Source organism: Pseudomonas sp. ARP3 (assembly GCF_001029595.1).
GTDB classification, from domain to species: Bacteria; Pseudomonadota; Gammaproteobacteria; order Pseudomonadales; family Pseudomonadaceae; genus Aquipseudomonas; species Aquipseudomonas rhodesiae.
Map to the genome: position 1 here is coordinate 392,932 of NZ_LEKF01000002.1, position 25,923 is coordinate 418,854.

Annotated in this window: 9 protein-coding genes, 1 tRNA gene and 2 pseudogenes; 6 read left to right on the top strand and 6 right to left on the bottom strand. The window is 58.9% G+C overall.

Annotation, left to right across the window (positions count from 1 at the left end):
* Positions 1-38 precede the first annotated feature (38 nt).
* Both ABX75_RS03580 and ABX75_RS29895 read right to left on the bottom strand, forming a co-directional pair.
* The coding region (locus ABX75_RS03580) for a tandem-95 repeat protein (RefSeq protein ID WP_371263972.1) at positions 39-9,218 on the bottom strand (9,180 nt) is incomplete at its 5' end.
* Position 9,219: 1 nt separating this feature from the next.
* Positions 9,220-12,548: pseudogene (locus ABX75_RS29895) on the bottom strand (retention module-containing protein); the annotation flags it as partial.
* 345 nt (positions 12,549-12,893) lie between these two features.
* On the opposite strand from ABX75_RS29895, the gene ABX75_RS03585 reads away from it, so the two are divergent.
* The 4 genes from ABX75_RS03585 (at position 12,894) to ABX75_RS03600 (ending at position 18,009) form a co-directional block, all read left to right on the top strand.
* Entirely contained in the window at positions 12,894-14,246 is a 1,353-nt protein-coding gene (locus ABX75_RS03585; RefSeq protein ID WP_034111347.1) for a TolC family outer membrane protein, read from the top strand.
* A gap of 46 nt (positions 14,247-14,292) precedes the next feature.
* Positions 14,293-16,446 (top strand): type I secretion system permease/ATPase, encoded by a 2,154-nt coding sequence (locus ABX75_RS03590; RefSeq protein ID WP_034095405.1) that lies wholly within the window; start codon positions 14,293-14,295, stop codon positions 16,444-16,446.
* Positions 16,447-16,471: 25 nt separating this feature from the next.
* Positions 16,472-17,812 carry an HlyD family type I secretion periplasmic adaptor subunit gene (locus tag ABX75_RS03595; RefSeq protein ID WP_103387674.1) on the top strand — a complete coding sequence of 447 codons (1,341 nt, stop codon included), beginning with the start codon at positions 16,472-16,474 and terminating at the stop codon, positions 17,810-17,812.
* A gap of 121 nt (positions 17,813-17,933) precedes the next feature.
* Positions 17,934-18,009 (top strand) — tRNA-Thr (locus ABX75_RS03600).
* 615 nt (positions 18,010-18,624) lie between these two features.
* On the opposite strand, the gene ABX75_RS03605 is transcribed toward ABX75_RS03600, so the two are convergent.
* A complete protein-coding gene (locus tag ABX75_RS03605) occupies positions 18,625-18,951 on the bottom strand; it encodes a colicin E1 family microcin immunity protein (protein ID WP_034111360.1) in 327 nt (108 codons plus the stop codon).
* Between the two features lie 191 nt (positions 18,952-19,142).
* Positions 19,143-19,235, bottom strand: a pseudogene (locus ABX75_RS29600) (phage portal protein); the annotation flags it as partial.
* Positions 19,236-19,506: 271 nt separating this feature from the next.
* Here ABX75_RS29600 and ABX75_RS03610 point away from each other — a divergent pair.
* On the top strand, positions 19,507-21,636 hold the full coding sequence (locus ABX75_RS03610) for a M48 family metallopeptidase (protein ID WP_047881467.1): 2,130 nt from the start codon (positions 19,507-19,509) through the stop codon (positions 21,634-21,636).
* 73 nt (positions 21,637-21,709) lie between these two features.
* Here the strand turns inward: ABX75_RS03610 and ABX75_RS03615 are convergent, their stop codons facing one another.
* Complete coding sequence (locus ABX75_RS03615; protein WP_034095387.1) at positions 21,710-23,002, bottom strand: OprD family porin; 1,293 nt, start codon at positions 23,000-23,002, stop codon at positions 21,710-21,712.
* A gap of 409 nt (positions 23,003-23,411) precedes the next feature.
* On the opposite strand from ABX75_RS03615, the gene ABX75_RS03620 reads away from it, so the two are divergent.
* A complete protein-coding gene (locus tag ABX75_RS03620) occupies positions 23,412-25,499 on the top strand; it encodes a TonB-dependent siderophore receptor (RefSeq protein ID WP_047881468.1) in 2,088 nt (695 codons plus the stop codon).
* On the opposite strand, the gene ABX75_RS03625 is transcribed toward ABX75_RS03620, so the two are convergent.
* Entirely contained in the window at positions 25,496-25,738 is a 243-nt protein-coding gene (locus ABX75_RS03625) for a hypothetical protein (protein WP_034095385.1), read from the bottom strand. The genes ABX75_RS03620 and ABX75_RS03625 overlap by 4 nt on opposite strands.
* Positions 25,739-25,923: the final 185 nt, after the last annotated feature.

Genomic DNA, 25,923 nt, shown 5'->3' on the forward strand with positions numbered 1-25,923 from the left:
CGCAGCGCCAATCCCGAAAGATTGGCGCTGCCGGGGAATCAGTCGTGGTGCTTGACGGTCAAGTCGCCACCGGCGATCAGGCTATTGATCGCGGAGCTGCCAGCACCCCAGTTGGCGCCATCGACCTTGATGGTGACATCTGCCGTGCCGCCACCCGACGCGGTGAACGACCCGGTGCTGCTGACGCTCAACGTCGAGTTGCCCGACGCGTCGGTCGACAGTTTCAGGTAGTTGGCCAGATTGGTGTCGTTATTGCCTTGCAGCAAATCGGACAGATCCAGCTTGTCGCCTTCGCCGTGCTTGAAGTCAGTAATGCGATCGAAACCGCCGTTGGTGTTGGTGTCGCCTTTGAGCCATACGAAGGTATCGGCACCCGCGCCGCCGGTCAGGATATCGTTACCCTTGCCGCCCACCAGGATGTCATTACCGGCACCGCCGGAGAGGCTGTCGTTGCCGCCCTGGCCGAACAAGATGTCGTTACCGGCGTTGCCGATCAGGGTGTCGCCGCCATCATTGGTGCCGTAGATGTTCGACGCGTTGGCCAGAGCACCGATGTCCTGCACGTGCTCAGTGATGTACTGGTGCAAAGTGCGGTCATCAATGTGGTCGACCGTAGTGGACAGCTTCTCGGCGGCGAACGCCTTGAGTGCGGCACTGCCTTCCTGACCTTTGTAGGTGATCAGGTCACCGAACACGATGTCATTGCCAGAGCCGCCGGTGATGCTATCGGCGCCCGCGTCGGCGGTATGGCCAGTGATCGCATCCGCCAGCTTCGCGGTGTCGATGGTGGCGACCACCTTGTCGGTGTCGAATTGCTTGAGCACAGCAGTGTCAATGCTCGAACCCAGGCCGATTGCCTCGACGGTGACCTTGCCGCTCACTGCGTTAACCAGATCGTTGTAGGCCGTCTTCGCGTTCGTCAATGCGGTGCTGGAGTTGTTATAGACCGCAGCCACATCAAAGCCGCCGTTGCTGTTGGCCACCACGGTGCCTTCATAGGTCCGATTGTTCCAACTATCGTAGGAATAGACCCTGCCATCCGCATCGACAACCATATGGGAGGAACCGTTGATGGTGGTGTAAACGGCCTTGCCCTGGCCCAAAACGTAATTCGAGCTGTTGACGATGCTATCGAAGTAAACGCTGGAGCCCGAGCCCCATACCTTGACCCCACCCAGGTAAGGACTGCCTTGCACGTCGGTGTACATATTCGGCGAGCCGTCGGTGATGAAGTACGTCAGGTTCGTCGCACCCTTGTTACTCGTGGCTTCGCTGCTCTTGAACCAGTTTGTGGCGGCGTTGAACGCATCCTGATAGTTGGTCATGTCGCTCGAATTAGAGCTCATCTGGTTCAACACCGCCTGCAAGGCCGCTTTGGCACCGTCCTTGTCAGCCAGGTTGACCGAGACCTGCGCCTGAACCTGGGTGTCGAAGTCCACCAACATGACTTTCACCACGCCGGAGTCCTTGGTGCTGGCATTGGCAATCAAGGTATCGAATACGCTGGCCAGTTGAGCCTTGATCGACTTCATTGCATCGGTACCGATACTGCCCGAAGTATCGACGAGGAAAGCAATATTGTAATTGCTGCCCTGGGTGACCACGCCGGCTTTGTCGCCCACCACCACGTTATTGGTCGAACCGCTCAAGTTGATGGTATCGACAAGACCGGTGCCTTCCGTCACCTGATAGGTCTGCGGCGCCACTGTGATGGTGCTGGTGGCCACGCTTGAACTCAGGCTGTTGCTACCTTCATTGTCAGTCACGGCGATATCGATGGTGCGATCACCAAGGGACGGGTATTTGCCGGTGTTGGTGTACTGGAACGACTCAAGCAGGGCTTTGTAGGTGGCCGCATCAGCCGCACCCGACAGGGTCAATACAATCTTGCCACTGACGTCCGTGCCGACGCTGGTCAGGGTGACGCCGTTGTAGGTCCCGCCCACATTTATCAGGCTTGAGCTCAACTGATCGCCCGCGCTGGCGTTTTTCAAGGTAATGGTCGCGCTTTGCATCTGGCTGCTGTCGACGTCGCCGATGGCCACGCTGCCGGTAATTGCCACACCGGCAGTGTCGCGCTCGGTGTACGCAGCGCTATAACCGGTGGCAACCGCGCCGTCTGCGGTGCTGAGGTCCAGGGTAGGCGCGTCGTTGACCGAGGTTACGGTGATGGTGCCGTTGGCCGCTGGCGAGGTCAGTACGTTGCTGCCGTCAGCGTTGCCGCTGTCGGTGGCGGTGTAGGTGAAGTTCGCGGTGCCATTGAAGTTCGCGTTCGGCTTGAAGTAAACCGTGGCTTCGCCGTTGACCGCGTTAATGGCGCCGGTCAACGCTTTGGTCATGGCCGCGTCGGTGTAGAAGGTGCCGTTGGTTGGCGTGCCGACCGTGAAGGACTTCACGTTCGCCAGGCCATCCACGTCGGTTGCGTTCAGCTTGACTGCGATACCAACCGTTGGATCTTCAGCACCGGTCGCGGTAGTCGCCGCTGCCACCGGCGCATCATTGACCGGAGTCACGGTGATGGTGCCGTTGGCCGCTGGCGAGGTCAGTACGTTGCTGCCGTCAGCGTTGCCGCTGTCGGTCGCGGTGTAGGTGAAGTTCGCCGTGCCGTTGAAGTTCGCGTTCGGCTTGAAGTAAACCGTGGCTTCGCCGTTGACCGCGTTAATGGCGCCGGTCACCGCTTTGGTCATGGCCGCGTCGGTGTAGAAGGTGCCATTGGTTGGCGTGCCGACAGTGAAGGATTTCACGTTCGCCAGGCCATCCACGTCGGTTGCGTTCAGCTTGACTGCGATACCAACCGTTGGATCTTCAGCACCGGTCGCGGTAGTCGCCGCAGCCACCGGCGCATCATTGACCGGAGTCACGGTGATGGTGCCGTTGGCCGCTGGCGAGGTCAGTACGTTGCTGCCGTCAGCGTTGCCGCTGTCGGTGGCGGTGTAGCTGAAGTTCGCGGTGCCATTGAAGTTCGCGTTCGGCTTGAAGTAAACCGTGGCTTCGCCGTTGACCGCGTTAATGGCGCCGGTCACTGGTTTGGTCATGGCCGCATCGGTGTAGAAGGTGCCGTTGGTTGGCGTGCCGACGTTGAACGACTTGACGTTGGCCAAACCATCGACATCGGTGGCGGACAGCTTGACCGCGATCCCGACACTTGGGTCTTCAGCACCGGTCGCAGTGGTGACGATCGCCACTGGCGCATCGTTGACCGCAGTGACCACAACGCTCACCTTGCCAATCGTGACCATTTCAATCTGCGTGCTCGACTCCATGGCTGTTGCCTTCACAGTCAGATCGAAATTGGCCGTCGCATCCTTGGCCGGAGTGACGGTCAAGGTAGCCAGGTTCCAATTGCTGACATCGTACTGGGTGGTCGCACCCGTCGAGGTATAGCTGTGGCCCGAGGCGCCGTCGGTAATGACAGCGCCTTCAGGCAGGCCGCTGATTTCTATCTTGTGCAATTCCGACTGGTCATTGTCGACAAACGTGGTCGTGATCGGGCTGATCTTGATCGCACTGTCTTCCAGGCCGTGGTTGTAAACGTAGCCGGTGTAATAGCCTTCTCCGTTGACCACGTGAGCATCGTCAAAGACCGCCCCGGCGGCTTTCAACGCGTCCAGGCTGGTATAGGTCTGCACGCCGCTGCTACCCAACGCCATCGACGGGCCGCTGTTGATCGAGACATTGACGTCGTAGTTGCCCGGGCCGGCCTGGTTGTAGTGATAGATGTCGAGGGTGTAATAACCCGACTCTGGCGGCGTAAAGGGGGCTGCGTTAATCCCGCTGCCCTGGCTCCAGGTCTCGGTCGACACCAACTTGCCGCCGACGGTAACCGCCAGGCTGTCATCGGCGCTGCCGGTGAAGCTGTAGCTCTTGCCGGCTTCCAGGTAAACCAGGCCGGAGACTTTGGTCGCGGTGTGCTCCACCACATTACCATTGCTCACGTTGGCGGTCACACCGGTGGAGGCTGCGCTGCCAGGGGTTTGGGCGTTGATGACCCGGATCAAATCGCTGGACTGAACAACACCATTACCGTTCGTACCCAATGCACCAGGCAGGTTGCCGCCGGTCCAGGTTTGAATGGTCAAGCCGGTTGGTACGTCACCGAACGAGCCGACGGTCACGACAGGAACGTCCGTCACTGGGTGGATATCCACGGTGATGGTTTGAGTGTCGCTGTTGAGCTGGCCGTCGGTAGCCTGGAACTTCAGCTCGGTGTAATCATCATGCTTGTTACCGATGCCGGCGTTTTTGAAGCTGTCATCGCCCGACTCGTTGGCCGCTGGGCTGTAACGCACATTGTGATTGTCGAAGTCGGCCTGGCTGAAGGCCTTGCCCGGCGACGTATCGGTTTTCAGATCAGCTGCGTTGAGCTGGACCCAAACACCGTCGACTTTGTACTCGATGGCACCGTTGGGCAGGCTGGTGAAGACGACTTTCAGGTCCGTGGAATCCACATCATTGACCCCGAACGTCGACCACTTCAGCTCGACTGGGGTGTCTTCGTTGCTTTCTATCCGGCCATTGCTCGCAGTCGGCGCATCGTTGACCGCAGTCACAGTGATGATGCCGTTGGCGGGAGCCGACGTCAGCGGGTTGCTGCCATCAGCGTTGCCGCCGTCGGTCGCGGTGTAGGTGAAATTCGCGGTGCCGTTGAAGTTTTCGTTCGGCTTGAAGTAAACGGTGGCTTCGCCGTTCACCGCATCAATGGAACCGGTCACCGGTTTGGTCATCGCCGCGTCAGTGTAGAAGGTGCCATTGGTAGGCGTGCCAACGGTGAACGATTTCACGTCCGTTGGGCTGTCTACGTCGGTCGCGGACAGTTTGACCGCGATACCTACGCTTGGGTCTTCAGCACCGGTCGCCTTAGTGGATTCAGCCACCGGCGCATCGTTGACCGCAGTCACAGTGATGATGCCGTTGGCGGGAGCCGACGTCAGCGGGTTGCTGCCATCAGCGTTGCCGCCGTCGGTCGCGGTGTAGGTGAAGTTCGCGGTGCCGTTGAAGTTTTCGTTCGGCTTGAAGTAAACGGTCGCTTCGCCGTTGACCGCATCAATGGAACCGGTCACCGGTTTGGTCATCGCCGCGTCGGTGTAGAAGGTGCCATTGGTAGGCGTGCCAACGGTGAACGATTTCACGTCCGTCGGGCTGTCTACGTCGGTGGCGGACAGTTTGACCGCGATACCTACGCTTGGGTCTTCAGCACCGGTCGCCTTAGTGGGTTCAGCCACCGGCGCATCGTTGACCGCAGTCACAGTGATGATGCCGTTGGCGGGAGCCGACGTCAGCGGGTTGCTGCCATCAGCGTTGCCGCCGTCGGTCGCGGTGTAGGTGAAGTTCGCGGTGCCGTTGAAGTTCGCATTTGGCTTGAAGTACACCGTGGCTTCGCCATTGGTGGCATCAATAGCGCCCGTCACTGGCTTGGTCATGGTCGCGTCGGTATAGAACGTGCCGTTGGTCGACGTACCGACGGTGAACGATTTCACGTTCTCCACGCCATCGATATCAGTAGCCGAGAGTTTGACCTCAATGCCCTGGGCCTGATCTTCGGAACCGGTCGCGGTAGTGGCCATGGCTTCCGGTGCATCATTCACTGCAATCACATTGATCGGCAGAGTGATCGACTCGGATTTCGGATCAGCGGTGCCGTCCTGCGCAGTCGCAGTGACAATCAGGTTCACCAGACCGTTGGCGTTTTCCGCCGGGGTGAAGACCAGGGTGGCCTTATTCCAGTCGCTGATATCGACGCTTTGATTGCCAGCTGTCGCTGTGAAGGTGTGACCCGGCGTGCCATCGGTGATGGTCGCGTTGAGCGGGACGCCACTGATTTCCAGCTTGAGCGTCTCGGAGCCATCCTTGTCGGTGGCGTAAGCGTCGATGGTCGACAGCTTGATCGCATGGTCTTCCAGGCCTGTGTTCAGCACCTGGGTGACGTTGATGTTATCCAGCACGCCGCCGAACGAGTTGTTTGTCTCGCCAGCAGGGGCTTTGAATTCGAGCTTGGCATCGCCGTCAGCGGTGACCGGCACGACGAAGGTATAAGTCTTCATGCCAACGGTGGTGGTGTCCAGGGTGCCGACTTTGACGCCGCCCCAGAATACGTCGATCACCGAATTGTTCTCGGCACCCGCACGTGGCGAGTAGTCGACCGAGATGGTGTACGCCGTGCCGGCTTCCGCCTTGATGATGGTGTACAGGCTGGAGTCGTCGCCGGCGTTTTTCTCAAGCTCGATGACCTGGCTGTTGCCTGGGGTCGCTACGCCGTAGATGCTGCTTTGGCCGATTTCGACTTGGCCATCGGCATTCCCCGTGAGCCACGGAGTGCTCGGGGTGCCATTGACGACCGGGTTGTTAGCATTACCTACCGCGACGTCGCCCCACGAACCATTGAGATTGGCGCCGTCGAAATTGATCGAGGTCACCACGCCACCGCCAAGCAGGCCCAAGTGCGGGGCGTCGGTAACCGGCGCGATCGTGATGTCGGCTGTGGTTACGGCGCTCGATTTACCGCCGTTGTCGACCGCAGTAAAGGTCAGCTCGGTTTTGCCGCTCCAGTCGCCGGTCGGGGCGAAGTAAACCGCCGCCTTGCCGTCGGCACCCGCTGGCACCGAGTCGCCGATCTTGAGTTCAGTTTGCAGCGTGGCGTCGCTGTACAGCTTGCCGTTCTCCGGCAAGGTAGTAATGACAAAGCTGGAGATGGAACCGTCCACGTCCTTACCATCCAGCACGATCTTGGCCGTATGGTCTTCATCGGCGGTGGTGTTGTCGGCCGATGCAATCGGCGCGTCGTTGAACAGGTCGATAGTGACCTTGCCGGTGGCGCTGCCGGTTTGCGGCGGTTCGCGATCCAGGTTGCCGCCGCCGACGTCAGTCACGTCGATGGTGACGGTACGATCAGTGCCGACAGGATTATCGCCCGGGCTCTGGAAGGTGATGGCTTCAACCACCTTGACGAAGTCGGCGGCGCTGCTGCCGGTCGCCGAGTCGCTGGTGAGGGTGTAGATGATTTTCCCGTCAGCGGCGCTGCCGCTCTGGGTGATGGTGATGCCGGCAACGGCCAGAGCCTTGAGCACGTCGGTGTTGCTAAGCACATCACCCGAAGCCAGATGGTCGACGGTGACCACGACTTTGCTGAAGGTGGTGTTGTCGACGTCTTTGATGGTCAGGTTCTCGACCAGCGCGACCGCGTCTTTTTGCTCAGTGAACGTGGTGCTGTCGAACTTGACCACAGGCGGATCGTTCACCGGAACCACGTGTACCACGGAGGTCACGGGTGCCGAATCCAACTGACCGTCGTTAACGGTGATGGTCAGGGTACGATCGACCCGGGCCGGGTTCTCGCTTTCGCTGGCGAAGTGCACCGAACGCAGGACTTCCTGGTATTCCGCCTTGGTGGCTTCACCAGACAGGGTCAGGACGCCAGTGGCTTTGTCGTAGCTGACACCAATTTTGGTGTTGCTGACATCCGCGATCAGCACATCGTCTGCCAGGTGGTTGACGAGTGTGACTTTGGCGCTTTGCAGGGTGCTGTTGTCGACGTCGCTGACGGTCAAGGTCGTCGCCACGTAGCCGCCAGGCTTGCCTTCAATATAGGTGTCGCCGAATGCGTTGGTCGAAGCATTGCCCAGCACAGGAGCGTCATTAACCGCAGTCACCGTGATGGTGCCGTTGGCTGGGGTCGACGTCAGCGGGCTGCCGTTGTCAGTAATACCGCCGTCGGTGGCGGTGTAGGTGAAGTTTGCGGTGCCGTTGAAGTTTTCGTTCGGTTTGAAGTAAACGGTCGCTTCGCCGTCGACCGCATCAATGGAACCGGTCACCGGTTTGGTCATGGCCGCATCGGTGTAGAAGGTGCCGTTGGTAGGCGTGCCGACGGTGAAGGATTTCACGTCCGCCAGGCCATCCACGTCGGTCGCGCTCAGCTTGACCGCGATACCCTCGCTTGGGTCTTCAGCACCGCTCGCCTTAGTGTCCGCAGCCACCGGCGCGTCGTTAACCGCAGTCACAATGATGGTGCCGTTGGCTGGCGCAGAAGTCAGCGGGTTGCTGCCGTCAGCGTTGCCGCTGTCGGTGGCGGTGTAGGTGAAGTCCGCGGTGCCGTGGAAGTTTTCGTTCGGCTTGAAGTAAACCGTCGCTTCGCCGTCGACCGCATCAATGGAACCGGTCACCGGTTTGGTCATGGCCGCGTCGGTGTAGAAGGTGCCGTTGGTCGGCGTGCCGACGGTGAACGATTTCACGTTCTCCACGCCATCGATATCAGTAGCCGACAGTTTGACTTCAATGCCCTGGGCCGGATCTTCGGAACCGGTCGCATTAGTGGCTTCAGCCACCGGCGCATCGTTGACCGCAGTCACAGTGATGGTGCCGTTGGCTGGGGTCGACGTCAGCGGGCTGCCGTTGTCAGTAATACCGCCGTCGGTGGCGGTGTAGGTGAAGTTTGCGGTGCCGTGGAAGTTTTCGTTCGGTTTGAAGTAAACGGTGGCTTCGCCGCTGACCGCATCAATGGAACCGGTCACCGGTTTGGTCATGGCCGCATCGGTGTAGAAGGTGCCGTTGGTAGGCGTGCCGACGGTGAAGGATTTCACGTCCGCCAGGCCATCCACGTCGGTCGCGCTCAGCTTGACCGCGATACCCTCGCTTGGGTCTTCAGCACCGCTCGCCTTAGTGTCCGCAGCCACCGGTGCGTCGTTGACCGCAGTCACGGTGATGGTGCCGTTGGCAGGCGCAGAAGTCAGCGGATTGCTGCCGTCAGCGTTGCCGCTGTCGGTCGCGGTGTAGGTGAAGTCCGCAGTGCCGTTGAAGTTCGCATTTGGCTTGAAGTAAACGGTCGCTTCGCCGTTGACCGCATCAATGGAACCGGTCACCGGTTTGGTCATCGCCGCATCGGTGTAGAACGTGCCATTGGTTGGCGTGCCGACGGTGAACGATTTCACGTTCTCCACGCCATCGATATCAGTAGCCGACAGTTTGACTTCAATGCCCTGAGCCGGATCTTCCGAACCGGTCGGAGTGGTGGCGACAGCTTCTGGCGCGTCGTTGACCGCAGTCACGGTGATGGTGCCGTTGGCAGGCGCAGAAGTCAGCGGATTGCTGCCGTCAGCGTTGCCGCTGTCGGTCGCGGTGTAGGTGAAGTCCGCAGTGCCGTTGAAGTTCGCATTTGGCTTGAAGTAAACGGTCGCTTCGCCGTTGACCGCATCAATGGAACCGGTCACCGGTTTGGTCATAGCCAANCCGGTCACCGGTTTGGTCATCGCCGCATCGGTGTAGAACGTGCCATTGGTTGGCGTGCCGACGGTGAACGATTTCACGTTCTCCACGCCATCGATATCAGTAGCCGACAGTTTGACTTCAATGCCCTGAGCCGGATCTTCCGAACCGGTCGCAGTGGTGGCGACAGCTTCTGGCGCGTCGTTGACCGCAGTCACGGTGATGGTGCCGTTGGCTGGCGCAGAAGTCAGCGGGTTGCTGCCGTCAGCGTTGCCGCTGTCGGTCGCGGTGTAGGTGAAGTCCGCAGTGCCGTTGAAGTTCGCATTTGGCTTGAAGTAAACGGTCGCTTCGCCGTTGACCGCATCAATGGAACCGGTCACCGGTTTGGTCATCGCCGCATCGGTGTAGAACGTGCCATTGGTTGGCGTGCCGACGGTGAACGATTTCACGTTCTCCACGCCATCGATATCAGTAGCCGACAGTTTGACTTCAATACCCTGGGCCGGATCTTCCGAACCGGTCGCAGTGGTGGCGACAGCTTCTGGCGCATCGTTGACCGCAGTCACGGTGATGGTGCCGTTGGCTGGCGCAGAAGTCAGCGGGTTGCTGCCGTCAGCGTTGCCGCTGTCGGTCGCGGTGTAGGTGAAGTTTGCCGTGCCGTTGAAGTTTTCGTTTGGTTTGAAGTAAACGGTCGCTTCGCCGTTGACCGCATCAATGGAGCCGGTCACCGGTTTGGTCATCGCCGCATCGGTGTAGAACGTGCCATTGGTTGGCGTGCCGACGGTGAACGATTTCACGTTCTCCACGCCATCGATATCAGTAGCCGACAGTTTGACTTCAATGCCCTGAGCCGGATCTTCCGAACCGGTCGCAGTGGTGGCGACAGCTTCTGGCGCGTCGTTGACCGCAGTCACGGTGATGGTGCCGTTGGCAGGCGCAGAAGTCAGCGGATTGCTGCCGTCAGCGTTGCCGCTGTCGGTCGCGGTGTAGGTGAAGTCCGCGGTGCCGTGGAAGTTTTCGTTCGGTTTGAAGTAAACCGTCGCTTCGCCGCTGACCGCTTCAATGGAACCGGTCACCGGTTTGGTCATGGCCGCGTCGGTGTAGAAGGTGCCGTTGGTAGGCGTGCCGACGGTGAAGGATTTCACGTCCGCCAGGCCATCCACGTCGGTCGCGCTCAGCTTGACCGCGATACCCTCGCTTGGGTCTTCAGCACCGCTCGCCTTAGTGTCCGCAGCCACCGGCGCGTCGTTGACCGCAGTCACAATGATGGTGCCGTTGGCTGGCGCAGAAGTCAGCGGGTTGCTGCCGTCAGCGTTGCCGCTGTCGGTCGCGGTGTAGGTGAAGTCCGCAGTGCCGTTGAAGTTCGCATTTGGCTTGAAGTAAACGGTCGCTTCGCCGTTGACCGCATCAATGGAGCCGGTCACCGGTTTGGTCATCGCCGCGTCGGTGTAGAAGGTGCCGTTGGTAGGCGTGCCGACGGTGAACGATTTCACGTTCTCCACGCCATCGATATCAGTAGCCGACAGTTTGACTTCAATACCCTGGGCCGGATCTTCCGAACCGGTCGCAGTGGTGGCGATAGCTTCTGGCGCGTCGTTGACCGCAGTCACGGTGATGGTGCCGTTGGCAGGCGCAGAAGTCAGCGGGTTGCTGCCGTCAGCGTTGCCGCTGTCGGTCGCGGTGTAGGTGAAGTCCGCAGTGCCGTTGAAGTTCGCATTTGGCTTGAAGTAAACGGTCGCTTCGCCGTTGACCGCATCAATGGAGCCGGTCACCGGTTTGGTCATGGCCGCGTCGGTGTAGAAGGTGCCGTTGGTAGGCGTGCCGACGGTGAACGATTTCACGCTCTCCACGCCATCCACATCGGTCGCACTCAGTTTGACCGCAATGCCCTGGGCCGGATCTTCAGCCCCGCCAGCTTCAACAACCGCTGCCACCGGCGCGTCGTTGACCGGCGTAATCGTTACCGTCAGCGTGCTGCTCGAACCGGTATTAGTGGTGTAGCCGATCTGCGGCACTTCGCCGCTGTAATCCTTGACCGGGGTGAACGTATACGCGCCGTCGACGCCAATCGTGATACTGCCCACGCCTGCGATAACAGCCGTCTGGCCCGCCGCGAAGGTGGTGCCGCCCACGTTGAAGGTGGCGACGCTCAGCACGTTGTCGATGTCGCTGTCGTTGCTCAGCACATTGCCGGTGGCGACGTTATCTTCGACGATCGTGTTGGTATCGGCGACCAGAACGCTGGGATCATCCACGGCAACAACGGTGGAAGTGGCCGGTGCGGGATTGATCGCCAGGTTTTCGTAGTTGCCGCCGGTGGCACTGGTAATGGTGGCGCTGACCGTCAGGTCTTTACCATCCGCCAGGTTAGCCGGAGTGTCGACACTGACCGTACCGGTGGTTTTACCGGCTTCGATGGTGATGGTCTGGTCGTTGGACAGTTTGATCACAACGTCGGTCTGCGCCGCGTTGGTCACGGTGGCGGTGTAGACGATCTTGCCACCCTCATCCACCGATGCCGTCGCGGTGAGCGTAACGGTGGTGGTGTCGATGGTGTCGTTGATCTGAGTGACCGCCGGCGTCGGATCGGTGGTGATGATCAGGTTGCCGCCGCCGGACGTGCCGGCGATGGTGGCGGAGATCGACGAGGCGTCCAGGTAAGGGGTGTCATTACCGGCGAACGTGACGTTCAGCGCGCCCGAGGTCTGGCCGGCTGGGACCACAACAGAGAGGCCGTTGGACAAGGTGACGGTCAGGTCGCTGGTCGGGGCCTGCGTGATAAATACGGTGTAAACCACAACACCACCGGCTTCGGTGATGGTAGGCGTGGCGGTCAGGGTGATGGTGACGTTGCGCGGGTCGACGCCGTTGTTGTCCGCGCCGGTCAGGGCGTTTGCCACCGCATCCGCCGCATTCAGACCGTTGGTCGGATAACCGATGGTAGGGTCGACCACGCCGGCCGTCGCTTCAAGCACAACAAAGCTATGACCGCCGCCGACAGCGCCGTCAGCACCGGCTGCGGTCGGGCCCGCGGCGGTGGCTTCGAGGTCTTGGGTCGGGTCGGCGCCGGCAGCGATGGCCTGCTGCAATTCGGCGACGGACGGTGCTGCTTGAGCAGTGGCGGCGCTGAGGTCGGTGGTCGAGTCAGGTGCGTTGGCGCTCCACTGAGTGTCGCGGCCCAGATCGATCACGCGGCCGTCGGCCAGTTCCAGCGAAACGGCACCGGCCGGGCCCGTATCAATCTGCTCCCCTGCGAACAAGCGGTCGCCTTCTACCAGCAGACGACGAATCCCTTCTGGGGATACCGCGAACACTTGACCGACAATGCTTTTGACGACCGCAACGCTGCTCATAAAAGACTCTCCGTGTATTGCCGTTCAGGGGTATCCACCCAGGAGACCGGCCCTGTCAGTGGTGCCGATTCAATAAGCTGGAGTACTCAATTGCTTAAAAAAATAATGGCGTCAATATTTTGTTGCCGCGCCAGAAAAATTACTTTTCCGTCAAGGTATTGACCTATTGGACGTCATCCTAAACAATCCGCCCAGTAATGTCACATTGATATTTAAGCGGCTTCACGACTTTCTGTTTGCGCCCTGCGGCGCCCAGTAAAAACGGGTATTTCGAGTTGCCACTCCAGTGCAATATTTCAAGTTTGTTGCGGCTTTCAGGCAACCAATCCCCGGGGAAGAATCAGAATGCGTTTGCACTTATTCACCGCTGTGCCATTTGTTCTTGCGACTAGCTTCGTACAGGCTCAAACCCTTCAAGAAGCCATGCAAAAGGCTGTCGACGTTCACCCAGAAATCCAGGCTGCGGTCAACGCACGCATCGCCGCCGACTATCAGGTCAGAGCGGCCCAGGGCGGCTACCTGCCTAAAATCGACTTGCTGGGCGGTTATGGTCGCGAAAGCTCCGACAACACCTCGACCCGCGCCGCCAGCAATAGCCATGATTGGAAAACCCTTAACCGCGGCGAGTCGAGCATTCGTCTCCAGCAAAACTTGTTCCAAGGTTTCGGCACCGAGAATGAAGTCGGCCGCCAGCAGGCCACCGCCAACTCTCGCGGCTATGCCCTGCTCAATACCACCGAGCGCACTGCGCTGACGGTGGCTCAGGTTTATCTGGATGTCCTCACCCGTCGCGAGATGGTGCAGTTGGCAGAAGACAACCTGAAAAGCCACGAACGCATTTTTGACCAAATCAAATTGCGCACCAGCCGTGGCGTCGGAAGAATGGCGGACATGGACCAGGCCGAAGCCCGTCTGGCCCAAGCGCGCAACAACTTGCTGACCGAACAGACCAACCTCGATGACGCCAAAGCCAACTACATGAGCGCCGTCGGTCAAGAACCCGACGAGCTGGAGAAGCCCCAAGGCTTTGTCGCCTTGATGCCTGCCAGCCTGGAAGAAGCACGCCGGCAGATGGTTGAGAGCAGCCCGGTACTGCGCTCGGCCGAATCGGACATCGCTGCGGCTGAAAAGCAATACGAATCCGCCAAGTCGACGTTCTATCCGCGCTTCGATGCTGAGCTGCAGCGCTCGGCCAACAGCAATATCGGCGGCGAAGAAGGTCACGACAATGGCTACTCCGCCATGCTGCGCATGCAGTTCAACCTATACTCCGGCGGCAGCAACAAAGCAGACCTGCAGTCCAAGGCGTCCCAGGCATCCCAAGCGCTGGATATCCGCAACAACGCCCTGCGTGAGCTGAACCAGGAACTGAGCCTGGCGTGGAACGCCTACAACAACGCCACGGCGCAATTGCCGATCGCTCAGGAATACGTAGACCGCAGCACCCGCGTGCGCACGTCATACCAGCAGCAGTTCAGCCTGGGTGAGCGTACACTGCTCGACCTGCTCGACAGCGAGAACGAACTGTTCACGGCATCGCAACGCCTGGCACAGATCAAAAACCTGCAGCTGTATACGCAATACCGTATCAAGGCCGATATGGGCCAACTGCTCAAAAGCCAAGGCGTGGTTGCGCCGCTGGCATCAGTTGTGCAGAACGAAGTCAAAACGAAGGTGAACCTGCCAGGGATGAACTGATTCTTGACGGAGTTGGACCGCTCAACTGCATTAAGAGAGAGTCAGCTTGGATTCTGAAATAAGTGTGGCGCCGCTCAACCATGACCCGCGCAGTCAGCATGATGACCCCTTGCTGGACGGGTTGCTGACCCTCTGCTCCCTGCATTACAAGCCCGCTAGTCGGGCAATGCTGACCACTGGCCTGCCCTTGGCAGGCCAGCGCTTGAGCCCCGACCTGCTCGCCCGCGCAGCCGCGCGGGCGGGTTTGCAGGGTCGGCTCCTGCAGCGCAAGTTGGAGCAGATTCCGACCATCGCATTGCCGGCCTTATTGCTGTTGAAGGAAGGGCGCAGTGCGGTGCTCGTGGGGTGGGACGGTGATACCGCCCGCTTGCTGCTCAGCGAAAGTGAAGGCGGCGAGGTTCACGTCACGCGGGAAGTGCTGAGTCAAGATTACAGCGGCCGGGTGTTCTTCGCCCAACCGCAGCATAAATTTGACGTCACCAGCGGCACGCTTATCCCGCGCGCGCGCTCCTGGTTCAAAGACACCCTCAAACGCTCACGTTGGCTCTACGCCGATGCTATCGCTGCCAGCCTGGTGATCAACCTGATCGCCCTGGCCGCGCCGCTGTTTGTGATGAACGTGTACGACCGCGTGGTCCCCAACCAGGCCACTGCCACCCTGTGGGTGCTGGCGGTCGGCATTTGCGGTGCCTACCTGTTCGACCTGCTGCTCAAGAGCATGCGCAGCCTGTGCCTGGACCTTGCGGGCAAGAAAACCGACCTGATCATTTCCGCAACGCTGTTCGAGCGCATCGTGGGCATGTCGATGAAAATGCGCCCGGCACGCGTCGGCAGTTATGCGCAAAACATCCACGAATTTCAGGGGATGCGCGACTTTTTAACCTCGCTGACACTGGCCAGCCTGATCGATCTGCCTTTTACATTGATAATCCTCGGCGTGATCGCGCTGCTGGGCGGCCACTTGGTGTGGATTCCAATCGTCGCGTTCCCGCTGGCCTTGGGGATTGGTCACTTCCTGCAAAAGCCGCTGACTGCGACACTTGAGCGCACCATGGCGCTGGGCGCCGAGCGCCAGTCCAGCCTGATCGAAACCCTCGCCGGGCTGGATGCGGTGAAGGTCAATAACGCCGAGAGCGAGCGTCAATACCAGTGGGAACAAACCATCGGCACCCTCAGCCGCCTGGAACTGCGGGTGAAAGTTCTGTCCGGCCTGGCGATGAACATCACGCTGCTGATCCAGCAAGTGGCGGGCGTGGCGATGATCATCTTCGGCGTGTATCAGATCATTGATGGCACCCTGAGCATGGGCGGCCTGGTGGCGTGCTACATGCTCAGCGGCCGCGCACTGGGCCCGCTGGCGCAACTGTCGGGCCTGCTGACGCGCTACCAGCAAGCCAAGGTGACGATGGTCTCCGTCGACCAAATGATGGAGCTGCCGCAAGAACGCAACTTCGAAGAGCGCCCCCTCAGCCGCAAATCGCTGCAAGGTGCGATGACCTTCCGCGAGGTCGACTTCACCTACCCGAACCAACAGAACCTGGCGCTACGCGGCATCAACCTGAACGTTCGCCCCGGCGAAAAAATCGGCATTATCGGCCGTAGCGGCTCGGGCAAAAGCTCGCTGGCCAAACTACTGGTGGGCCTCTATCAGCCAGACTCGGGTTCGCTGCTGGTGGATGGCGTGGACATTCGCCAGATCGACGTCAGCGAGCTGCGCCACAACATCGGTTACGTGGCCCAAGACATCCAGTTGCTGGCCGGCACCTTGCGCGACAACCTGGTGTCCGGTGCGCGCTACGTGGACGACGAGATGGTGCTGCAAGCGGCAGAGCTGGCCGGCGTGCATGAATTCGCCAGGCTCCACCCGCAGGGGTACGAACTGCAAGTGGGCGAGCGCGGGCAAAACCTCTCCGGCGGTCAGCGCCAGAACGTGGCCCTGGCCCGCGCCCTACTGCTGAACCCACCTATTCTGCTGCTGGACGAACCCACCAGCGCCATGGACAACACCGGCGAAGAGCGCCTTAAGCAGCGCTTGCAGTCGGTGATCGAAAACAAGACGGTGATTCTCGTCACCCACCGTGCTTCGCTGCTGAGCCTGGTCGACCGCCTGCTGGTGATCGACCGTGGCCAGATACTCGCAGACGGCCCTAAAGCGGCCGTGATGGAAGCGCTGAAAAAGGGGCAGATCAGTGTCGCTTAACTCCGGTCTACGCCGCTTAAAGAAGATGGTCTTCGGTTATTTCAAAGGCACCGACTCACTCGACAACCAGCCACTGCCCGAAGTGGAAAAAGCCCTGGTCGACGACGCGCCACGCATCGTACGTCTGACCATCTGGGGCGTGATCGGCTTCTTCGTGTTCCTGCTGCTGTGGGCGCACTTCGCGATCATCGACGAAGTGACCAAGGGCGAAGGCAAAGCGATCCCCTCCTCGCGCATCCAGAAGATCCAGAACCTGGAGGGCGGCATCGTCGCGCAGATTTATGCGCATGAGGGCCAGATCGTCGACGCCGGGGCACCGCTGGTGCGCCTGGACGACACGCGATTTGCCTCCAACGTCGGCGAAACCGAAGCCGACCGCGTGGCCATGGAACTGCGCGTGGAGCGTCTGAGCGCGGAAGTCGACAACCGCCCGCTGAACATCTCCGACAACGCACGCAAGACTGCGCCAAACCAAGCTTCGAACGAAGAGTCGCTGTATCAGAGCCGCCGCCAACAACTGGCAGATGAGATTGGCGGGCTGCAACAACAGCTGCTGCAACGTCAGCAGGAACTGCGTGAATTCAGCTCCAAACAGGATCAATACCGTAATAGCCTGGGCCTGCTGCGCCAGGAGATCGGCATGTCCGAACCACTGGTGAAGCAAGGCGCGATATCGCCGGTAGAAGTGCTGCGCCTCAAGCGCTCCGAAGTCGAAACCCGAGGCATGCTCGACGGCACCACGCTGGCCATCCCGCGCGCCCAAGCCGCGATCAACGAAGTGCAGCGCAAAATCGACGAAACCCGGGGTAAATTCCGCAGCGAAGCCCTGGCCCAGTTGAACGAAGCCCGCACCAACCTGAGCAAGGCCCAAGCCACATCTAAAGGCCTGGAAGACCGCGTCAGCCGCACCATGGTCACCTCCCCGGTGCGCGGCATCGTCAAGCAGATGCTGGTCAACACCGTCGGCGGCGTGATCCAACCCGGCAGTGACATCGCCGAAGTGGTACCGCTGGACGACACGCTGCTGGTGGAAGCCAAGATCCGCCCGCAAGACATTGCCTTCCTGCACCCCGGCCAGGAAGCCATGATCAAATTCACCGCCTACGACTACACCATCTACGGCGGCCTCAAAGGCAAGCTCGAACAAATCGGCGCCGACACCGTGATGGACGAAGAAAAGAAGAACACCTTCTACGTCATCAAACTGCGCACCGAACGCAGCCACCTGGGCACCGACGAAAAACCCCTGCTGATCATCCCCGGCATGGTGGCGTCGGTAGACATCATCACCGGCAAGAAAAGCATCTTGAGCTACCTGCTCAAACCCATCATCAAATCCCGGGCAGAGGCACTGCACGAGCGTTGATTTTTTGCTGAAGGGGCGGAGAAAAGCAGGGCAATGTGAGAAAACTTGAGTTTTCGCAAAAATAGTCAGATTTCAGGGGTTTACAGAACCTTGCCAATCGCTATAATCGTCGCCCTAACACGCCGGTATAGCTCAGTTGGTAGAGCAACTGACTTGTAATCAGTAGGTCCCGGGTTCGACTCCTGGTGCCGGCACCATATCTCAAAGCCCCGCAATGCGGGGCTTTGTGGTTTCTGGGGTTTGGGAAACGGCGGAAATCCTATGTCTCGTTTTCGTCAAAACGTCCACAAAACGTCCACACTCATTTTTTGAATCGGTTTTTTATACGCTGCCACCGAGACAGTGGCAGAAAGCGCACCTAACCGCGGAGAAGAAAGGGGTCTGACCCCGCTTTTACTGTGCTAAAGCTTCTATCAAAAAAAATTCACGCAATCGTAAGCCTCTAGGCGATGTCCATTTTTCAGCCGAAGCCTCTATCAAGAAGCAAAGTTTCATTCACCTGAAAAACAACCGCGTAATCGGCCATAGCTCATCAACCATATAAACCCAATCAATCTTCTCAACATCCCCAAACCCCGACCGTATTCTCCGGCATGCGACCCGACAGTGAGAAGAAAGGGGGCTGACCCCGTTTTTACCGACACCGTTTTTACTTGACGTCGCAGCAACAGCCCAAGTTAGTGAGGTGCTTGGGTTTATCGCAGCAAATCCTCTGGGCACTCTGGCGCTTGATCGCTACCACGGGCGCTCTGATTTATGATGCATTAGTTAGAAAAACAAAACTCCCATAGCAACCCCATAAAAAAGTCCGCCTACATGGCAGACTTTTTCTTAATACAAAATCTTATAAAAAACAATAAACCAAGTGGAAAAGCCAGCGCAAAATAAAAGCCATATAAAAGCGCATACCCACCATTTGCAGCACCGGTCCTTAACGGGCCCGACCTCCAAAAATCTTTAGATGTATAACGAAATACCAAGTCTTCGACTAGACGCTTGGCAAACGGAAACAAGAACGCATTAATGCCATAAATCAAAAAAAATACTGCTGCATCAGCATCTGATTTAAATACGAATGCGCAAATCGTAAAAATTACCAGCCCAATAATTAGATTTTTCAAATAGTAGCTTTTTTCCATGCCCAACACCCTTCCCATGCATTTATACCAAGAGTTGATATCTCATATGAATAAGCGACTTTTTTCAAACCCCCTCATCATCATACAGCTGACTAGAACTTTTGCTAACATGACTAAAAGTGCGAAAAATGCGACACATCTAAATTCCAAATACTCAAAAACAAATAGTTAAAGATAGGATAGCGATTCTAGCCCCCCGACATGTTCACGAACAGCGACCGAAAATTTCCCACGCCTTTGCTCACGCTGATCTGAGCCTGCTGGCGTTCCTCGTCCGCCTCCGACTCAATAGGAACGCGGCGCATCAGTCGGTACTTCATCCTCCGCCCGCTTTAACTGGCGCACTAAGTGTATGGCGAACACACCGATGAATGTGTTGAACAGAAGATAAGGGGACCATCATTTCAATTGTTCGTAGGCTCGGGATATGACTTCCCATGTTCTCGCATCGGCAGCAATCAGATGCTCTGACCGCCAAACGTATGCAAAGCACTTTGCCCAGCCCCAACCCTTTTCGGTATAACCAACATCCCCAAGCGTCCCGAACGGATTCCCATGAACGCTCTAAAACTCGTCGCTCTTTTGGTGATTTTCCCGCTGCTGTTGGCCGCCCTGGGTAACTGGGAGCGTCAGCGCGCGGAGGAGATGAGCAATGCGATGATCGATTACCACAGCAATGTGAGCATTGCGAAACAGCAACTGCGGGCGCTGGCGGCGAGGAACCCTATGGCCAGTGTCGATCTGCCGAATGAGAAGATCAGCGTGCAGTTGGCGCTCTCGCGCCTGGAAAAGATCGAAGCGGAGTTACCCACGGCTCATCAGGTGAATCGGGCGATGCGCGGGTTGGCGCCGTGGGTGGTGGGGTTCGGTTTGCTGGCGGCGGTGATCGGCCTGGCGGCGTTGGCCGGGACGCACTGGGCGGGACGGCGGGCGTTGCAATCGCGAGAAACATTACTGCGCGTGTTCACCCAAGGCAGTCGGTTGTTGCCTTATGGGCTGGTGAGCCATGTGGTGGCGATGGCGGCGGCAGTGGCGCTAGCCTTGTGCTTCGAAGGCTTGGGGATGTGGCATGTAGGCCGGTTGGGCAGTGGTGAAGTCAAGCTGATGGCGGTGCTGGGGGTGGTTGCGGCGTTCTGCCTGTATTCCATCTGGCTGCTGCTGCGGCAATTGCGCCACATGCTGGTGATGTTCACGCCGGCGCCCATGGAGATTTTCGCGCGGGAAGTTGCGCCCGTACAGGCTCCAGGTTTATGGCGCCTGGTGAGTGAATTGGCGGGGCGGCTCGGTGCTTTGCCGCCCGACCATATCGTGGTGAGCTTGGCCCAAGGCTTTTACGTCACGTCCAGCGACGCCACATTGCTGCCGGCGCACACCTCGCTGCATGGGCGGACGTTGCACGTGCCGTTGCCGTATCTGGGGCTGCTGAATCCGGCGGAAATCAATGCCGTGATTGGCCATGAGCTGGCGCACTTTGTCGGGCAGGACACAGAGTACAGCCTGCGTTTTCTGCCGATCTACGATGGGGTCAATCGCAGCCTGGAGGCGCTGCAAGAGACATTGCTGGCCAGCGATCTGATCCAAGGGTGGCTGATGCGTCCGTCGTTTCTGTTCGGGGTGTTTTTCATACAGCGCTTCGACCACGCGGTGAACCACTGGAGTCGCGAGCGCGAACTGCTGGCCGATGCCGCCGGCGCGCGGTTGGCCGGTAATGGGGCGGCAGCCTCGGCCTTGCTGCGCGTTTCGGTGTTGCAACCGCACCTCGAGGACGCGTTGATCACGCTGTGCGAGACGGCGTCGACCGCAGACCTGACCCAGGGTGTGCTGATTGCATTACGCGAACAAGCCTTGCAACTGCCGCCTGACGCACTGGACATTCACCAACCACACCCGACCGACTCCCACCCTTCCAACGGCGAACGCCTGCAAGCCCTGAACGTGTCGCTGGATGAGACCACGCGCAACGCTACCCGCGCGGTGGATGTCGAGGCGGCGCAGGCGCAGTTGGCGGTTTTTTTCAGTTCGGTGTCAGCGCTTAGCGAACAGCTGTCCGACGACTTGATCCAGGCCGTGGTCGCCGAAGACGAGGCACAAACCGAAATGCTGGAAACACTGGCCGCTTCCGCTCAGGGCGAACACGCCTTACACGAGGGTGGCCAGCGGCGCGCCCTGATCACGACGGTACTGGCGGTGCCGTTTGTGGTACTCGGGCTGCTGATTATGAGTCTGCCTTGGCTTGATCCATCGCGCGTGAAAGGCACGCCGCTGTCGACCTTCGGTGCCGGCGCGGCCATCGCCAGCATCGCGCTGATCTTTGTGTGGCTGGGCGTGCGCCGTTACAAACGCGCGCCGCAGATCGCGCTGCGGCTCACGCCGGAGCATTTTGTGTTTGCCAACCTGGCGCAACCGCTGCCGATCGAGCATATCGCCAATGTGTCGCTGCAACCGATCCAAGGCATCTGGCTCACGCTTGAACTGACGGACGAAGCACCGCTGCCCGAACTGCGCAAAACGGCGTTCGGCGTGCCGGGGGTGCGACTCAATAAGAAGAAGCGCCTGGTGGTGTTGCAGATGGCGCAGTTGTGCATCGATAACCGAAAGATCGCGCCTTATGAAGGGCTGTCGCTGATAACCGATTACGTGAACGCGTCGCTGGCGCGCAGCATCTTGCAAAGCCGTCAGGACTGATCGGCGCTTATAAAAAAACCCCGAACCAGTCGGGGTTTTTTATCGCCTGACATCAGGCGCAACGTGCGGTCAATCAGAACACGTTGATTGGGTAGTCAGCGAACAGACGCAGTTCGTTACCGCCCACGTTGTAGTTGCTGGCGTTGTTGGAAACGCGCAACCAGGACGCACGAGCGCGCAGGCTCAGGTCTTTGGCCGGGCCGCTCTGAACGACGTACTTGAACTGGTTGAAGATTTCACGCTCGGTGCCATCGCCACGGTTGGAGCCGTCATCGATGTTGGTGCCGCGCACGTAGGCCACGTTGTAGGTCAGGCCAGGCACGCCGAAGGTGCTGAAGTCCAGGCCGTAACCGACCTGCCAGGAGCGCTCGTCTTTACCGTTGAAGTCGGACCAGTAGGAGTTGGCCAGCAGGATGGTGTTGCCGCCGTCACCGAAGCCGGTGTCCGGAGTGTTATCGCGGTAGCCGCCATACAGGTAGCCGGTATCGCCAGTGCTGCGCTGATGGGCCACGGTGAAACTGTGTGGGCCGACAGCCCAGGTAGCGCCCAGGCTCCAGATTTTGTTATCACGGGCATCGGCATCGCCGCGCTGTTCGGCGAAGCTCTTGTCCAACTTGGTTTTGTAGCCGTTGAAGTCAAAGGTCAGCGACTGCTTTTCTGGCAAGGCCAGCACGTAGTTGACGTTGACGTATTGCTTTTTCAGCACGTCTTCCATATCGGACGCGTACAGAGCGGCGGACAGGCTTTCGGTGAATTTATAGCTACCACCGAGGTAATTGATGCTCTTGAGGTTACCGCTGTCGGTACCTTCAGCACTCTTACGCGCTTCCTTGGTGAAGTGACCGGCGTCCAGTTGCAGGCCTTCGATCTCTTTGGAAACGATCGAGGTGCCGGTATAGGTTTCGGACAACAGGCGGGAGTTGTCGTAGGCCAGAACCGGGACGTTAGGGAACTGATCACCGTACTTGAGCACGGTGTTGGACACCCGGAACTTCACGGCAGCGCCGCCTTTGGCCAGGTCGTCTGCGGCCGAGCCGCTATCGCCTTGCTTAAAGAAGTCGATGCCGCCAGCGCCGCTGCGGCCTTTACCGCCGTCCAAGCGAATAGCGTACTGACCGATCACGTCCACACCCACACCGACGGTGCCCTGGGTGAAGCCGGACTCGAATTTACCGATGAAACCCTGGCCCCACTCGGCTTTGTCTTGCTTGCCGTTTTTGTAGTCACGGCTGATATAAGCGTTACGTGCGGCGATATTCAGGTGGCTGTCTTCGACAAAACCCTTGGATTGGTCTTGGTCATTAGCCATTGCTGTCGATGCGCTCAAAATCCCCAGAGCGATCAGACTCATCCGTTGCTTCAACATATTCTTGTATTCCTTATTACGGGTTGAGTACGCGCTGTGATACCAGGCTCCATGTCGCTTTCTGATATCGACTTTTTCCAGAAAAAAGAAAGCCCGCGGACGACTGAACATGCCGCGGGCCTTTTTTTATTGGAAGAGTCATGGCGGTTAGCCACAGGCGTTGGGCGCAATCCTAGTCGCGCGTTGAACTATGTGTCAATTTCGCGAATCATCTGTATTTAGGCGAAATAATTCTAAGAGCCTGTCGCTGGCATATCTGAAAACGACAAAAAAACGCTTTCCAATCGTCTGTAAACACATCCAGTAACATATCTCATGGTGGATACGTTTAGTAATGGATAACGCACGCAAATGCGAAGCATTACCATTAGCGCGCTGTTTTTCCAAAACCTTCTGGATGCATTTCTCCATGCCCGCCCCTCGCCTGACGCCCATCACCCTTGGGCTTTCTGTACTGTTGTCTGCCGGTTTCGCCTGCGCCACCACCACTTTACCCGCCACATCGATCAGCGCCGACGCCGACGAAGACGACCCGCGCGTCAAAGCCACCAATACTGCCACCCGCACGGCAACGCCAGTGCGTTACGTACCCCAGGCCATCGACTCGGTAAAGACGGAAAATCTGCGCGCCTATGGCACCAATGACCTCGGCCAAGCGCTCAGCGGTATTCCCAACGTCAGCAGTGGCGCCGACACACGCTTCGACAGCTTGCGTATCCGTGGCTTCGACGCGAGTAACGATTTCTACCTGGACGGCATTCGCGACGACAGCCAATACGTGCGCGACCTGCACAACATCGAACGCATCGAAGTGCTTAAAGGGCCGGCGGCAGTGCTCTACGGACGTGGCGGCCAGGGCGGTATCGTCAACCGCGTAAGCAAATTGCCTTCGGCTGGGCGCGCCTCAACCCTCGAAGTCCAGGGTGGCAGCAATGATTGGCGTAGTGTGTACGCCGACCTGAGCACCGACCCCAGCGATAACATCAGCCTGCGCCTGAACATGGGCAACCAGGACAACAACAGTTTCCGCGACGACGTGAGCGGCAGTCGTCAGTTGTTTGCGCCGTCCATGAGTTGGCAACTGACCCCGGACCTCAACTGGCTGGTGCAGTACGAATACAGTCGTTACAACCGCACCCCGGACCGCGGCGTTCCCGGTGTCAACGGCCGCCCTGCCGACGTAAGCCGCAGCACTACCTACTTTGATAACCGCGACTACATCGACGATAAAACCCAGTCGTTACGGTCCAAACTCGCCTATGAACTCAATGACAATTGGCAACTGCGCCACACCCTGGGCGTGTTCAAACTCGACAGCGATTTCGACAACACCTACCAGACCGGCTACACCGCTGCGACCAACCGCGTGACGCGCCAACGCTGGCAGCAGGATCTGACCACTCGCAATGTGTTCAATAACCTGGAAATGGAGGGCGGTTTCAGCACGTACGGCCTGGAACACCGTGTGCTCACGGGCCTTGAGCTGGGCAGCCAGCATCGCGATCCGAAGCTGTACACCGCCACCGCCGTGAACCGTGGGGGCCAGGCCGTGCCAGATCTGGACCTCAACCAGCCTGATCGCCACCTGAGCCACACCGGGCGCATGAGCGCGTCGAGCAATAACCACACCGAGGTGGATAGCCGTGCGTTGTATGTGCAAGACCAACTGCGCCTGAACGATCAATGGCAAGTGCTCGCTGGTTTGCGCTATGACCGTTTCGAGGTGGACACCACCAACAAGCTGCTGAATACCCAACAAGCGGTGAAGAATCACAGTACCAGCCCACGTTTTGGCCTGGTGTGGACGCCACTGGAAAACCACTCGTTCTACGCCTCGTGGAGCAAGACCTTTTCTCCTGCGGGTGGCGGTTTGATCGGCATCACCCCAAACGCATCCGGCGGCGTCAACGATCTGAGCCCCGAACTGACCAAACAAAAAGAAATCGGCGTGAAAAGCGATTGGCTCGACGATCGCTTGAGCACCACCCTGGCCGTATACGAACTGGAACTCTACAACCGCCGTACCAGCGATCCGCTCGACCGCTCCATCACCTTGCTCAGCGGCCTGCAGCGCTCACGAGGCGTGGAGTTGAAAGCCACCGGCAAGATCGGCGGCAACTGGTATGTTCGCGGCGGTGTAGGCCTGCAGGATGCGAAGGTGGAGAAGGACAACAACGGCTTTGAAGGCAAGCGCGTCAGTGACGTGGCCAAACGTAACGCCAGCCTGTTCCTGACCTGGAAACCGGAAATGGGCTGGTACGCAGAAACCGGCCTGACGCTGGTCGGCGACCGCTATGCCGACAGCCTCAACACCGTGGTCCTGCCAGGCTATGGCCGCTGGGACGCCTTGGCCGGCTTTCGTCAAAAGACGTGGGATGTGACGGCGGCGCTGAACAACATCGCCGACAAAACCTACTACGCGTCGGCCACCAGCGTTGCGCAGATCCAGCCGGGAGATCCGCGCAGCCTGGTGGTGACGGGCACTTATAGCTTCTAGAGACTGGAAGCCTGTATGGGGGTGAGCGTGCTGTGCATCAGCTCGCACAGCGCGTGCACTTCATCCTCACTGAACAACCCCTGCGGGTAGCGTTCACTCAAGACACTGCGCAGGTCGGGTTGCCTGACCTGCCGCGCGCTGTTTTCCTTCAACCAGAGCGCCAGGGCATGGATGGCGTCACTGTCGACCCGTGAAGGATGAAGCGGGCGCGCGCGCATGGGGTTGATTTCGACGTTCATTTCAGCGCTCTCTCCGACTGCGTGAGCGGCTAACTTACTCAAGGTTTATGACAGAACTGCGCAGTCATCACCTTGGGCCACTGCTATGGCAAAACCGATACAAGAGCTATGCCAATGCGCCAGGTTCAGGGGCCTGCGCGCGCAAAAAAGCCCGCGGGCTAGTAGGGCCGCGGGCTTGCCTTGGA